The organism is Sphingomonas sp. LH128 (assembly GCF_000293195.2).
Taxonomy (GTDB): Bacteria; Pseudomonadota; Alphaproteobacteria; order Sphingomonadales; family Sphingomonadaceae; genus Novosphingobium; species Novosphingobium resinovorum_A.
On record NZ_ALVC01000294.1, the window covers coordinates 1 to 13,050 of the forward strand.

Consider the following 13,050-nt stretch of genomic DNA (forward strand, 5'->3'; position numbering starts at 1 on the left):
CGCGGATCGAGGCGGCGCGCATCCTTACGACCGACGCGCAAGGCTGGCGGCAGCGCTTCGTCTGGCCGATCAAGGCGCGCATCTCCGGCCGCTTCGGCTCGCAGCGCGTCTATCGCGGCGAGCCGGGCGCCTACCATTCCGGGCTGGACCTCGCACCCGGCGGCAGCGGCGCCACTTTCGTCGCTCCGGCCGATGGCGTGGTCATCCTCGCGGCGGAGAAACCCTTCACGCTGGAAGGCAACCTGCTGATGCTGGATCACGGCATGGGCCTCAACAGCGCGTTCCTGCACTGCTCGCAAATCCTTGTGAAAGAAGGCGAGCACGTGCGGCAGGGCCAGGTCATCGGCCGGATCGGCATGACCGGACGGGCCACCGGGCCGCACCTGCACTGGTCGATCAAGTGGAATGACGCGCGGCTCGATCCGCTGCTTTTCCTTCCCGCCAACTGACTTTGCGCCAAGCGGGGTTGCCAATCGGGCAAGGCTCCCTATTCAGCGCTTGTGCGCCGCAGCATTGCTCTTCTCCTCGTCGTTTCACCGCTGCTCTGGATCACGTGGGGGCGGTCGCCTCGCCACGAGTCGCCCAAGGACCTGCCGGTCATCGATGCCGTCGTGCCGGAAGACCTGCCCGATCGACGAAAGCTGGCCGAGTATCTTGGACCGTTCAAGTTGGAGGGGGCGTGGCAGATCAAGTCGAGGCACACGATGGTGTTCGGCTATTCTGCGCTGGTCCCGGAGCCCGACGGCAGACTGACGGCGTTCAATGATTCGGGCGATATCCTGCGCTTTGCGCCTCCCGGCGTTCCCGGCCTGCCACCACGGCCCAATTGGATCCGTTTTGAACGCAAGGCGGCGACCAAGGCCGCTCGCGACGTCGAGTCGGCGACGCGCGATCCCGCTTCGGGCGGTTACTGGCTGGGTCTGGAGGGCCGGAACTCGATTGTGAAGGTAGACGGCAAGTTCAGGGCGACCGGGGAAGTCACGCCCCGGGCCATGAGCGGCTGGGGCGTCAATACCGGCCCCGAAGCGCTGGCGCGCCTGAAGGACGGCCGCTTCGTGACGATACGCGAGGTTACACCTTCCTGGCGCGAATCGCGTCTGCACGACGCGCTGATATTCTCGGGCGACCCCATCAGCCATCCGCACCCCCAGCGGTTCCGCTTCGACGGCCCGGACAATTTTTCGGTCGTGGACATGGCGGTATTGCCTGACGGGCGCGCGTTGATCCTCATGCGGCGTCTGCTTTGGCCGATGCCCATGCGATTTGTCGGGCGGATCGTCATTGCCGATACCGCGCGGATCAGGCCGGGCAACGTCTGGCACTCGGCGCCATTGGCCTCGCTCGCCTCTGTCCTGCCGGTCGATAATTTCGAGGCGATTGCGGCGGTGCCGCGGGCGGATGGACGAATCACCGTATGGCTGATGTCGGACGACAACGCGATGCGGGTGCTCCAGCGTACCCTGCTGTGGAAGCTCTCGGTCGATCCGAAGCTGTTGCCCTGGCCTAAATAGGGGGCGAGTTCATACGCGAAAAAGCGCGCGAAGCAGAGCTTCGCACGCTTTTTTCAAAACCCGTATTCCCGATGCGCTCCCCCGTCAGGAGGAGCAGGCAATCAGGCGGCCTGGGTCTTCTTGAGGTCGCGCTTCACCTTGGCGGCGCGCGGCGACAGCTTGGCGTCCGAGGTCTTCAGCAGCCAGTTGTCGAGGCCGCCGTTGTGCTCGACCGAACGCAGGCCGTGCGTCGAGACGCGGAACTTGAAGCTGCGGTCCAGACCTTCCGACATCAGGGTGACGTTCTGGAGGTTGGGCAGGAAGACGCGCTTGGTCTTGTTGTTCGCGTGGCTGACGTTGCAGCCAACCTGGCGGCCCTTGCCAGTCAGTTCGCAGATGCGGGACATAGTCTTTCTCGCTCGAAAATTGCTTGCCGTTAAGTACGGGAAGGCGCGCCCTTACCGATTCCCCCACCCAAGGTCAAGTTGCACACAGGTTTTTGAAGGGCTAGCGCGGACGAATGACTCGCTGGCCTCTTCCCGAACCCATGGCGCTTGCCCTGCAGGAGGCGCAGGCGGCCGCCGATTCCGGCGAAGTGCCCATCGGCGCGGTGATCGTCAAGGACGGCCGTGTGATCGCCACCGGCCGCAACGCCCCGCGCGAACGCCACGACCCTACCAGCCACGCCGAGATCGAGGCGATTCGCGCGGCTGCCCGGCTTCTCGGTAACGAACGGCTGGAGGGTTGCGAGCTGTGGGTGACGCTGGAGCCTTGCGCGATGTGCGCAGGCGCCATTGCCCATGCGCGAATCGGGCGGGTCTATTACGCGGCCTCCGATCCCAAGGGCGGCGCGGTGGAGCATGGCGCGCGGGTCTTCGAACATCCGCAGTGCCTGCACCGGCCCGAGGTCTATGCGGGGATCGGCGAGGCGCAGGCGGCGCAAATGCTGCGCGGGTTCTTCCAGGCCAAACGATAACGTCGTCCGGGACGACGATTATAACCCGCGCCAGATCTTCAGCGGTGTCGAATCGCTCGGGCCAAACTGGCGCGCCTCGCACCGCGCAGGGCGGAAGTCCTTGCCGTAGCAAAGCTGAACCTCGCGCAGCCATCCGGTGCGACTGATCTGGATGCCCACGGCCTCGCGCGGCCAGCCCCGATTCGCCGCGACGAATTCCTCGCGCAGATCGCCCACCGTGAGGTCGCGCTTGCGGGAAAGGCGATCGGCGTCGGGCCAGTGGATCGAGCGCCACAGGATCGCACTGACGCGGAAATACTTCTGCGGGCTGGCGACCATGCAACTGCCGTGCTTGGCCCACTCATGCGCGAGCAGGCCGGGCGAGGGGGTCATGCACAGGTTCTCGCGCAGGACCTGCGGCGAGGGCACGGTCTGCGCGCCGCACCACTGCGGCGAGGGGCCACGCGCCGCTTCGGGCCATAGGCCATGCAGGATGAAGCCGAAGCGGCCACTGGCGCGGTTACACTGCATCGAGCGGGTATCGCCGCTGGTCTTGCAGTAGTCGGGGGACCAACTGGCGGACAGCGTGTAGCCCGCGATCGCCGTGCGCCGTACCGGGCCGTCGGGTGTCAGCGGCCTTACCGGCGCGATCTGGCGCGGGACGGAGCATTGGTAGGCCTGTGCCAGCGCCGGAGCCGGAAGCACAGCCAAAGCCGCTGTGATAGCGGCCGCCAGCCTCACAGCGGCGTGAAGTCCAGCCCGATATCGGCGGCCGGGGCGCTCTGCGTCAGGCGCCCCACCGAGACGTACGTGACGCCGCTGGCGGCGATGGCGCCGATGGTCCCCAGGTTGACGCCGCCTGAAGCCTCGGTCGGCACCCGGCCCGCCACCAGCGCGACGGCTTCGCGCAGCACGTCCGGTCCCATGTTGTCGAGCAGCAGGTGATGCGCGCCCGCCGCGATGGCCGGCTCGATCTGGTCGAGGTGGTCGACCTCGCAGATGATCTGCGCGACGCCTGCCGTCTTCGCCCGCGCCACCGCTGGGCCGACACCTCCGGCGACGAGGACGTGGTTGTCCTTGATCATCGCCGCGTCCCACAGCCCCATGCGATGGTTCTGGGCGCCGCCCATGCGGGTTGCGTACTTTTCCAAATGGCGCAGGCCGGGGATGGTCTTGCGGGTGTCGAGCAGGGTGGCGTGTCCGGCCATGGCGTCCACGTACTCGCGGGTCATCGTGGCGATGCCCGACAGGTGCTGCACGGTGTTGAGGGCACTGCGCTCCCCCGTCAGCATGGCGCGGGCGTTGCCGGTCAGGCGCATGAGTTCCGAGCCCGGCGTGACCTGTGCACCTTCCTCGACGAGAATCTCGATCTCCATCGCCGGGTCCAGCTGGCGGAAGAACGCCGCTGCGATCGGTAGGCCTGCGACGGTGATCGCATCGCGCGAATCCATCACGCCGGAAAACCGCGCGTCGGCGTCGATCACGCTTTCCGAAGTGACGTCACGGCCGCCGCCGGGAAGCCCCTCGCCAAGGTCTTCGGCCAGGGTGGCGGTGACGAATGCGGTAAGGTCGAATGCGGGAAGCGAGAACTGGGTCATGGCCGGGTTATTTGCGCTTTATCTGCGGGTTGTCGAGTGAAGAAAAGGGCGAAGTCCTGGGGCCATTGCCCCAGACCCCGGAACTGTCGTCGTCGCGCGTGCAGCAGCGTTTGGGGTGATGGATGGGCGATCATATAGCCTGCGGCGCCTCCAACTCATTTCGTCATTGCGAGCGTAGCGAAGCAATCCAGAGCAGTTGAAGGCCGCCCTGGATTGCTTCGCTACGCTCGCAATGACGAAGGTTGAGGTCAGCACCCCACGAAGCGGCGCGCACGACGACGACGGTACTGGGGGTGCAGGGGGGCTATGCTCCCCTGCTTCTACGCTTCACAATTCTTAGTGAACGAACCGCGCGATTACGTCCCGATATGAACGCGAAACCTTCACCTGCGCGCCCGAATCGAGCACGAGGAAGCATTCGCCATTCGTATGCGGCTTCACCTGACGCACCTGATTGAGATTCACGATCGTCGAGCGATGCACGCGCTGGAACACGCGCGGGTCGAGGCGGCGTTCGAGGTCCTTCATCGTCTCGCGCAGGATCAGCGAGTTGTCGGCGGTGCGGATGCACATGTAGTCGCCGGCAGCCTCGATGTGCTCGATCGAGTCGACGTCGATCCGGAAGATCTGGCCGCGGTCCTTGATATTGATGAGCTTTTCGTAGCGGTCCGAGTTCGGGTCCGTCTCCTCGGGCATGTGATCCACCGCGTCGGGGGCGACTTCGGCGAGGACCGTCTTGAGCTTCTCCGCTTCCTCGGAACTGCGCTTCTCGGACAGGCGCTGGCGTACGCGGGCAAGGGTGTCGTCCAGCTTGCTCTCGTCCACCGGCTTCATCAGGTAGTTCACCGCGTTCGCCTCGAAGGCGCGGACGGCGTGTTCCTGGTAGGCGGTGACGAAGACGAACAGCGGCGGTTCGATCTCCATCACGCCCTTGACGACGGAAAAGCCGTCGAAGCCGGGCATCTGGATGTCGAGGAAGACGAGGTCGGGCTTTTCCGTCTTGATCTTGCGGATCGCCTCGCGCCCGTTCGCGCAAGTGTCGATGATCTCGACGTCGGGGTACTTTTCGAGCCGCAGTTGCAGGCCCTGAATTGCGAGTTTCTCATCGTCGACGAGAATCGTGCGAATGGTCATAGGTATGTGTCTCCGGTGCGGCTAACGCGCACGGGGCAGGATTGTTTCATCGCGCCATCTGAACGGGCTGACGCGCGGGTTCGGATATGTCCTCGGTGGTTTCGCGGCGCTCGAAAGGGAGTTCTATCACGACTGCGAAGCCGCCTTCCAGCGGTTCGATCGTTTCAAAACGGTGGTTCTCGCCATAGGCCTGCGACAGGCGGTCGCGGATGTTGGACAATCCCACGCCGGTGGAAACCGGCTCCCCTCCATCGTAGGTCATGCCCGATAGCCTGTTGTCGGTCGTGGGACTTTGCAAGCCCGGCCCGGTGTCCGAGACGGTGATGCGAAGCATCGGCCCGATGAGTTGCGTGGCGACGGTGATCTCGGCCCCGGCTTCCTGCTGGCTGACGGCGTACTTGATCGCATTCTCGACCAACGGCTGGAGCAGCAGCGAGGGCAGCAGTCCGGCTTCGGTGGCGGGATCGATGGTGAAGGTGGTGCGCAGCCGTTCCTCGAAGCGCATGCGCTCGATGTCGAGGTAGAGCTGGAGGGTCTCGACCTCCTGCTCCACGGTGACGCGCGCGGAGGGCTTGTTGATGAGCGTATAGCGCAAAAACGAGGACAGGCGGCTGAGCATCGCGTTGGCGGGCTCTGTCTGTTTCAGCAGCACCAGCGTCGAGATCGAGTTCAGCGTGTTGAACAGGAAGTGCGGGTTGAGCTGGTAGCGCAGCATCGCCAGCTGGGCACTGGTGGCCTGGGTCTCCAGCCGGATCAGCTGGTCGTTCTGCTCCTCCACCTGCAGGTAGAAGTTCACCATGTAGTAGAGGGCGGTCCACGCACCCAGCAGCGTCGCGTCGAAGTAGAAGACGCCGAGGAACAGCTGCGCGAAGCTGTCCCCCTCGCCGCGCCAGAGCGAGATGACCCAGGCGTCTATGAACGCGTGCAGCGCCACCGCGACCGGCAGCATCAGCGCGGTCAGGCCCCAGGTGACGATCGGCCGGCGCTTGATCAGCGCGCGATAGATCACTGAGAGCACCAGCGAGACGGAGAAGCCCGTGATCGTGGCGATGACGACCAGGACAAGCGAGGCCGAGGACTGGTTGTTGGCCAGCGTCGACATCGTGCGCAGCACCATGGCGCCGCCCCAGCCGATGAACTGCAGGCGCCAGAACGCGCGGTCCTTGTCGGCGAAGAAGGGAATGGGCTGGATAGGCAGGACGCTCATGCGGACAAACCTAGACGATCTTGCAAAGGTTTCAAATCATGCGCCACGTGCGGCCTTCACGGCGTCCGACAACTGGTCGAAGCCGACCGCGCCGGGAATGAGCTTGTCGCCCGCGATCCAGCTGGGGGTGCCGGAGAAGCCGAGGCGCTGGGCCATTTCCATGCTGCGGCCAAGCTCGGCCTCCACCGTCGGGCTGGCGGCGATGCGGCGGGCGCGGTCCATGTCGAGGCCGATGGACTTGGCGACTGCCTCGATGGTGGGGGCATCGACCTGCCCGGCCTTGTACATGGCATCGTGGAACTGGGCGTACTTGCCCTGTTCGGCGGCGGCGAGGGCCATCTTGGCGGCATCCGGGCTGTGCGGGCTGATGATCGGCAGTTCGCGCACGACGATGCGCAAGTCGGGGTTCTTCGCGATCAGCTGGGCGACGTCGGGCAGGCTCTGGCGGCAGTAACCGCAGGCATAGTCGGAGAACTCGACCAGCGTGACCTTGCCGTTCGGATTGCCGAGCACGGCGCCGGGGAAGGGCGTCTCGACTGCCTGACGGACCCCGCCGAGCGCCTTGGCGGCTTCGCGGCGGCGCAGTTCTTCCATCGCCTGCGGCAGTATCTCAGGGTTTTCGAGGATGTAGTCGTGGACCACGTGCTGCACGGCGATGCGGCCGCCGTACCAGCCTGCGCCGCCGACGACGGCTAGCCCCACGATCCCCATTGCGAACTTGCCGGCTGTACTCATGACGTTGATAAATACCTGTCTTGATTGGCGTTTTGCGGACGCTTTAGCGCCGCTTCTTGCCGCGTTCCAGTTCGGCGCGTGCCTGCATCTCGATGTCCTGCGCGCGGATCCAGTCGGGCGAGCCTTGCGCCAGTCCCGCCTCCGCCGCCTGGGCGCTGCGCAGCGCTTCCTCCATGCGGCCGGAGAGCACCTGCTGCTCGGCGCTGGCGAGGTAGGCGCGGGGCATGTCGCCGTTGGCGGCGTAGATCATGCCCAGCTGATACCAGGTGAAAGGGTTCTCCCGGTCGCGCGCGGCGGCAGTCTTGAGGACTTCCTGCGCTTCCTTGTAGTTCGCCGGGTCCTCGGTCGCCATCAGCGCGTGGCCGAAGAGGGTGGCGATCAGCGGCGTGTTGCCGGAAATCGCGTTGGCCTTGCGCAGCATAGGCAGCGCTTCGGCAGGCTTGCCCGCCTCGAGCAGGATCTGGCCGTCGAGCTCCAGGAAATAGGGATCGTTCGGATCGGTGGCGATCAGCGCCTCGGTTTCGGCGCGGGCCTCGGCGAACTTCGATTCGCGGTGGAAGGCATAGGCACGGGCATAGCGAGCGGGGACCGAGTTGTCGGTCATCGGGTACTTGCGCAGGACCTGATAAGGCTCAGCAAGGAAGCCGAAGAGCTTGGCCTTGGCGCGCAGGAAGCGTTTCTGGATCGCCGCGTCGTCCGGCTTTTCCCAGGCGGCGTCCTTCTCGTAGGTATCCTTGAGCGTGGCGATGCGGTCGCCGGTAAGAGGATGGCTGGAGTAGAACTCGTCCCCGTCCTTGGGGCGGTAGCCGTAGCGGAACTCCATGTTCTGGAGCTTCTCGAAGAAGGCGATCGAGCCGCGCCCGCTGATCCCGGCCTTCGACAGATACTGCGCGCCCGCCGCGTCGGCCGAGGCTTCCTGCGAGCGGTTATAGGCGAGATACTTTCCCATCGCCGCCTGCTGCCCGGCCATGATGACGCCCATCGCCGCCTCGCCGCCGCCCGCAGCCGCCGCCGCCGCGCCGAGCAGGAGCGAGAGCAGCGAGATATTGGTCGCGCCCTTGCCGCCCATGTTGAGCACCGCATGGCCGCCGGTCACGTGGCCGAGTTCGTGCGCGACGACGCCCTGCACTTCGGCGGCGGTGTCCGCCTCGTCGATGAGGCCTGAGTTGACGTAGACCGCCTGCCCGCCCGCGACGAAGGCGTTGACCGAGGAATCGTTGACGAGGACGATGTCGACGTCGCCAGGCCTCAGGCCCGAGGCCTTGACCAGCGGCGCGGCCATGTCGCGCAGCAGCGCTTCGGTTTCGGCATCGCGCAGGATCGACTGGGCCGAGGCGGGAGCGGCGCAGGCCCCGAGCAGCGCGGGAATCGCGAACAGTAGGGCAGGTAGTCGCAGCTTGGGCATCGGCTCTCTTGGGGACCCCGGGGGCTTAACCGGCGATGAAGCCGCATGCATGCACGGTTGGGGTGGAGGTGTCGAGGGTGATGGGTGAGAGGTGAGGCAAGGAGGCCCACCCCCGACCCCTCCCGCAAGCGGGAGGGGGGAAGAAAGGTCATGCCCTCCCGCATGCGGGAGGGCCGGGAGGCTTGGCAGCTTGCTGCCAAGCCGGACGGGGTGGGCGCCTGAACCTCAGCCCAACAACCGCCGCGCCGCACGCTGCAGCAGCGTTTCGTCGTCGCTGACTTCGCCGACCAGCACGACCTCGCCACCTGGCAGCCGCCGTGCGACGAGCACGGTGAATTCCTCGCCTGTGGCATCGAGTTCTGCCAGCGGGCGTGCCTCGATCGCGCGCAGTTCGCTGGCGAGGCGTTCACGGGCATTCGCGGGGACGCTCCCCGCTTCCTCGCGGCGCAGGCGGCGTTCCTCGCGGACCAGCGCCTTCACGCCGCCGGGCGTCGCCGCGAGATGCGCGGAGAGCGTGCCGACCGCAAGGCCGATCCGTCCGGCATGGGCGATGACGGTGGCGAATTCGGTCAGGCGGGTCTTGTCGTAGTCGGCGCCGAACACGAGCTTGACCAGCGGCAACAGCGGCGCGCGTTCCTGCGCTTTCAGCCCCGCATCCTCGATCAGTTCGGCGAGGTCTTCCGGGGCGTCCTGCGCCGCCAGCGCGAAGTCGTGGGCGCGGCCGATCGCGTCGTAGAGCGCCTGATGCGAGCGCTCCTCGCTGCGCCGGGCCAGCAGCGCCAGTTCGCGCGCGGAGGCGAGCCAGTCGGCGAGGCCCATTGCGTGATCGACGAAGGAGGTCGGCTCGGCCTCGAAGGAGAAGCCGGGGCTCGGCAGTTCCATCGGGGTATAGGCGTCGATCGCGGGAAGTGAGAAGTCGCCACTGCCGAAATCCGCAGGCCCGTCCGCCCAGTCGGTCAGCGGTTCGGGCGCGCGCAGCATGGCCGGGCGCCCGTCCATGCCGTCGTCGGCCTCGCCCGGCTGGCGACGGGGAGGCAGCGGCTCGGCGCTCTCCTTCCAGTTGATCACGCCGTAGATGTAGTCGATCCGCTGCCCGTCGCGCGAAAAGGGCATCAGGATGCCGCGATAGAGCACCGTCATGCCCTGCGGGTTGACGTACTCGGCCTCGAACCCGATCGGCGCCTCATTGGCGAGGATCTGCATGTAGTGGTCGGTGATGCGGGAGAGCAGCGAGCCGCTGGGCACATCGGCAAGGCGACGGATCGTCCCTTGCGCGTCGCACTCCTGCACCAGCATCGCGCCGACATAGGCGATGGCGGGATCTTCGATCCCGTCCGTGAAGTCGAGCAGGACGCTGCGCGGGCCGAAGTCCGGCAGGTTGGCGGGATCGAGGTCGGCGATGTCGGGGAAGGTCTTCTCGCCCAGCAGGCTAGCCCAGAAATTGTAGGCGCGCACCTGCATGCGGCGCTCGTCGTTGCCCGGCTTGGCGACCGGGGCGGCGGCGGTGATGTCTTCCCCTTCGGAATTGCCTTCACCCGAAAACTCGCCGTGCAAACTGTCCATGTCGAATCCCGACTCGCCCCTGTAGAGGGCCGGTTCTGGCGCAACTTGGTGTAATAAGGATTAAGTTGCGCCCGTGGAGCTTGCCGGAATCATCAGGGCTGCTTGATGATTCCCTCGCCCGGTTTGGGCAGCGGGGCGAGGATGCGTAAGGCCACGAAGGAGACGATCAGGAAGATCGATCCGGCATGCAGCGCGAAGGGCAGGTCCTTCCAGTCGGCCAGCATGCCCCATGTCCACGATCCCAGCGCCATGCCGCCGAAGGTCACCGCCTGGTATATCGACAGGCAGCGGCCGAGGATCGCGTCCGGGGAACGCAGCTGCACTGCCGTATTCAGCGTGGTGAGGATCATCACCCAGGCCATGCCCGATACGAAGGCGGCGGGCAGGGCGTAGGCGATGCGGTCCACCTCGGCGATCAGCGACAGCGAGAACACGAACATCGCCGCGCCCATCGCGAGAATGCCCTCGAGCCCGATCCTGCGGCGGATCGGCCCGGTCAGCGGGGCGGCGGTGATCGAGCCGATGCCGAACAGGCCGAGCATCAACCCGTAGTCCAGCTCATCGCCATGGATCGGGCCGTTCACCACGGTCGGCAGCAGCGACTGGTAGGCGGCAAGGCTGAACCCGAGCGCGAAGCAGCGCGCCAGAATGCGGCGTAGCTGCGGGTTGGTGGCGCAGTAACGGATGCCGACGCCCACGGCGGGCAGGATCGGGCGGCGCTCGATCTGGCGCGGCGGCGGCTTCCACCACAGCAGCACGCCGATCAGGCCGATGTAGCTTATCGCATTGAAAGCGAAGGCGAACGATACGTCCCAAATGGAAATCAGCAATCCGCCCAGCGCCGGGCCGACCGAACGGGCGATGTTGAAGGAGATCGAATTGAGCGCGATCGCCTGCGGCAGCTCGCGCGGTTCTACCTGCTGGCGCACCGAGGCCTGCCATGCCGGTGAGTTCAGCGCAGTGCCGATGCCGACGCTCAGCGTGAAAGCCAGCAGCAGGAACGGCGTCAGCATGTGCGCGTAGGCCATCGCCGCCAGCGCGGCCGAGACCACCAGCATCCCCACTTGCGCGGTCAGCATGACGAGGCGGCGGTCGTAGTTGTCGGCGATGGCGCCCGCGAAGACGCCGAACAGCATGATCGGCACCGTCGCCGATGCCTGCACCAGCGCGACGAGCTGGTGCGAGGCGGTCAGCTCGGTCATCATCCAGGCGGCCGCGACGCCCTGCAGCGTGCCGCCGAGGTTCGAGAACAAGTTGGCGGTCCAGATCGCGCGGAACACCGGATAGCGAAAAGGCGAGAACGCGCCCGTCGGCGGAGGCGGCACAAGGTCCGCCGTTGCCACCTCGACCGTCTTTTCGACGGCCTCCTCGATCCTGTCCTCTTCCCGTCTCACATTTCAGGCGTAAGGCGCGGCGGTGGCGGGGGCAAGTCGGTCAGAGCAGATATCGCATCCGGATCGCCAGGCGGACAGGTTCCCCCGCGACATCGAACGCCGCCTGCGCGAACTTCGGCGGCCCCATCCGCACCGGCGCGTCGCGTGAAAAGCCGTAGCCCTCGCGCGGGATCATCAGCCGGGTGTCGAGCTTGCCGTTGCCGTTCTCGTCATGGATCAGCGACACTGCATAGCGCCCCTGCGGCACTGCGCCGAAGTCCAGATGGAGATCGTTCGCGGCCGGGACCGTCAGCTTGCGGGCCTGCGGGTCCTTCTCGCAATCGGGAAAGGCATCGGGCCGCGTCGTCAGGCAGGCGAGCACCTGCCCCTTCGCCGAGCGCATGTCCGTCACCGAAACCGACACGTCCGTGTTCTGCGGCGCCGTCGCCCCGGCCAGCACTACGACCAGGCTTAGGGCCGCGAGAACGCCTGTGACAGCCCGGCATCGGTGCCGCACAGATGATCCCAGTGGCGGAAATAAAGGCCGTAGTTGCATCGATAGCTTTCATGGTGCCGCTGGTGATGGCTGGCGGTGATGAGCCAGCGCCCGAGCGGCGAATGAACGAGGGCACGGGGAAACATCTCCCAGCCCATGTGATTGGTGATCCCCATCACCGTCATGATCGTCAGCACCACGCCAAGCGCGCCGACGTGGATCGGCACGAGCAGCACCAGCGCCGGGATCACCACGGCCCCGGTCAGCGCTTCGGTCGGATGGAAGCTCATCGCCGCCCACGCCGTAGGCGGGCGGCTGGCGTGGTGGACGGCATGGGCGATGCGGAATACCCGTGGCCGGTGCATCCAGCGATGAGTCCAGTAGAACCACGTGTCGTGGAGCAAAAGGTAGACGAGCACCGAAACGGGCAGCCACCAGAGCGGCCGGTCATGCACATCGGTATAGATGCGGGTCCAGCCATGCGCGCGCCAGCCCCATGCGACGACGCCTGAGGGAATGCCGTAGATCACGGCCGAGGCCAGCGACCACGCGATCTCGCTGCGGATCTGGCGGTCCAGGCCCTTGTAATGGCCCGGCCGCACTCGCGCGGTGATCCAGGCGAACAGGCCGGACGTGAGGAGATAACGGACGCCCACGATCGCCGTCATGGCAAAGGCGGAAACAAGCACCGCAACAAGGGGAGCGTCGAGCGCCATGGGCGCGGGGAGTATGCCCTCAGGAGGGGAAGGGGAAGATAAAAAGAGGAAGCCCGGGGCCAAAGGCCCCAGACCCCATACTGCCGTGGACACGTGCGCAGGTTCGCGGTGCTGCCCATTGCAGGGAGCGCGCTAGGTAGCTGCGCGAACAACGACGACAATAACGGGGTCTGGGGCAATGGCCCCAGATTCCCTTTATTTCATTCCTACCCTGCGCGCTTCACCGCACCCTTGTGCGCGCCCAGCCCCTTGGGGCCGCGCGGACGGAAGCGACGCTTGCGCTCGCCTTCGGCCTCGCCGCCTTCACGACGCTCGCCCTGCGGACGGTCGCTGCGCGCACCATCCCTCTGGCCATCGCGGCGCGGCTGGCCGCCACGG

General features: G+C 66.3%; 14 protein-coding genes. 3 read left to right on the top strand and 11 right to left on the bottom strand.

What is annotated here, in order from left to right:
- Together LH128_RS21670 and LH128_RS21675 are read left to right on the top strand one after the other, a co-directional pair.
- A partial coding sequence (locus tag LH128_RS21670; protein WP_008831828.1) for a M23 family metallopeptidase occupies positions 1-449 on the top strand: 449 nt, incomplete at its 5' end.
- A gap of 51 nt (positions 450-500) precedes the next feature.
- A complete protein-coding gene (locus LH128_RS21675) occupies positions 501-1,511 on the top strand; it encodes an esterase-like activity of phytase family protein (RefSeq protein ID WP_008831829.1) in 1,011 nt (336 codons plus the stop codon).
- A gap of 101 nt (positions 1,512-1,612) precedes the next feature.
- Here the strand turns inward: LH128_RS21675 and rpmB are convergent, their stop codons facing one another.
- Complete coding sequence (rpmB, locus tag LH128_RS21680) at positions 1,613-1,897, bottom strand: 50S ribosomal protein L28 (RefSeq protein ID WP_008831830.1); 285 nt, start codon at positions 1,895-1,897, stop codon at positions 1,613-1,615.
- A 113-nt stretch (positions 1,898-2,010) separates the two neighbouring features.
- On the opposite strand from rpmB, the gene LH128_RS21685 reads away from it, so the two are divergent.
- Positions 2,011-2,466 carry a nucleoside deaminase gene (locus tag LH128_RS21685; protein WP_008831831.1) on the top strand — a complete coding sequence of 152 codons (456 nt, stop codon included), beginning with the start codon at positions 2,011-2,013 and terminating at the stop codon, positions 2,464-2,466.
- An 18-nt stretch (positions 2,467-2,484) separates the two neighbouring features.
- Here the strand turns inward: LH128_RS21685 and LH128_RS21690 are convergent, their stop codons facing one another.
- The 10 genes from LH128_RS21690 to LH128_RS21735 all read right to left on the bottom strand — a co-directional run bounded on the left by LH128_RS21690 (position 2,485) and on the right by LH128_RS21735 (position 12,672).
- Positions 2,485-3,150 carry a ribonuclease T2 family protein gene (locus tag LH128_RS21690; RefSeq protein WP_008831832.1) on the bottom strand — a complete coding sequence of 222 codons (666 nt, stop codon included), beginning with the start codon at positions 3,148-3,150 and terminating at the stop codon, positions 2,485-2,487.
- 32 nt (positions 3,151-3,182) lie between these two features.
- A complete protein-coding gene (gene nadC / locus LH128_RS21695) occupies positions 3,183-4,043 on the bottom strand; it encodes a carboxylating nicotinate-nucleotide diphosphorylase (RefSeq protein ID WP_008831833.1) in 861 nt (286 codons plus the stop codon).
- Between the two features lie 336 nt (positions 4,044-4,379).
- Positions 4,380-5,177: a LytR/AlgR family response regulator transcription factor gene (locus LH128_RS21700; RefSeq protein ID WP_008831834.1), complete on the bottom strand. Its 798-nt coding sequence runs from the start codon at positions 5,175-5,177 to the stop codon at positions 4,380-4,382.
- A gap of 46 nt (positions 5,178-5,223) precedes the next feature.
- Positions 5,224-6,384 carry a sensor histidine kinase gene (locus LH128_RS21705; RefSeq protein WP_008831835.1) on the bottom strand — a complete coding sequence of 387 codons (1,161 nt, stop codon included), beginning with the start codon at positions 6,382-6,384 and terminating at the stop codon, positions 5,224-5,226.
- A 36-nt stretch (positions 6,385-6,420) separates the two neighbouring features.
- On the bottom strand, positions 6,421-7,119 hold the full coding sequence (locus tag LH128_RS21710; RefSeq protein WP_037520769.1) for a DsbA family protein: 699 nt from the start codon (positions 7,117-7,119) through the stop codon (positions 6,421-6,423).
- A 43-nt stretch (positions 7,120-7,162) separates the two neighbouring features.
- Complete coding sequence (locus LH128_RS21715) at positions 7,163-8,524, bottom strand: M48 family metalloprotease (RefSeq protein ID WP_008831837.1); 1,362 nt, start codon at positions 8,522-8,524, stop codon at positions 7,163-7,165.
- 225 nt (positions 8,525-8,749) lie between these two features.
- Complete coding sequence (locus LH128_RS21720) at positions 8,750-10,087, bottom strand: PAS domain-containing protein (protein WP_008831838.1); 1,338 nt, start codon at positions 10,085-10,087, stop codon at positions 8,750-8,752.
- Between the two features lie 92 nt (positions 10,088-10,179).
- Positions 10,180-11,481, bottom strand: a complete 1,302-nt coding sequence (locus LH128_RS21725) for an MFS transporter (protein ID WP_008831839.1) — start codon at positions 11,479-11,481, stop codon at positions 10,180-10,182.
- Positions 11,482-11,521: 40 nt separating this feature from the next.
- The gene (locus LH128_RS21730; protein ID WP_008831840.1) at positions 11,522-11,920 is read right to left on the bottom strand and encodes a DUF2141 domain-containing protein; all 399 of its coding nucleotides are present in this window, start codon (positions 11,918-11,920) and stop codon (positions 11,522-11,524) included.
- Positions 11,921-11,931: 11 nt separating this feature from the next.
- Positions 11,932-12,672: a sterol desaturase family protein gene (locus tag LH128_RS21735; protein WP_008831841.1), complete on the bottom strand. Its 741-nt coding sequence runs from the start codon at positions 12,670-12,672 to the stop codon at positions 11,932-11,934.
- Positions 12,673-13,050: the final 378 nt, after the last annotated feature.

Coding starts and splice junctions, on each gene's coding strand:
- rpmB (WP_008831830.1), bottom strand. CDS start 1,897: ATGTCCCGCATCTGCGAACTGACTGGCAAGGGCCGCCAGGTTGGCTGC.
- LH128_RS21700 (WP_008831834.1), bottom strand. CDS start 5,177: ATGACCATTCGCACGATTCTCGTCGACGATGAGAAACTCGCAATTCAG.
- LH128_RS21720 (WP_008831838.1), bottom strand. CDS start 10,087: ATGGACAGTTTGCACGGCGAGTTTTCGGGTGAAGGCAATTCCGAAGGG.
- LH128_RS21705 (WP_008831835.1), bottom strand. CDS start 6,384: ATGAGCGTCCTGCCTATCCAGCCCATTCCCTTCTTCGCCGACAAGGAC.
- nadC (WP_008831833.1), bottom strand. CDS start 4,043: ATGACCCAGTTCTCGCTTCCCGCATTCGACCTTACCGCATTCGTCACC.
- LH128_RS21735 (WP_008831841.1), bottom strand. CDS start 12,672: ATGGCGCTCGACGCTCCCCTTGTTGCGGTGCTTGTTTCCGCCTTTGCC.
- LH128_RS21685 (WP_008831831.1), top strand. CDS start 2,011: ATGACTCGCTGGCCTCTTCCCGAACCCATGGCGCTTGCCCTGCAGGAG.
- LH128_RS21715 (WP_008831837.1), bottom strand. CDS start 8,524: ATGCCCAAGCTGCGACTACCTGCCCTACTGTTCGCGATTCCCGCGCTG.
- LH128_RS21710 (WP_037520769.1), bottom strand. CDS start 7,119: ATGAGTACAGCCGGCAAGTTCGCAATGGGGATCGTGGGGCTAGCCGTC.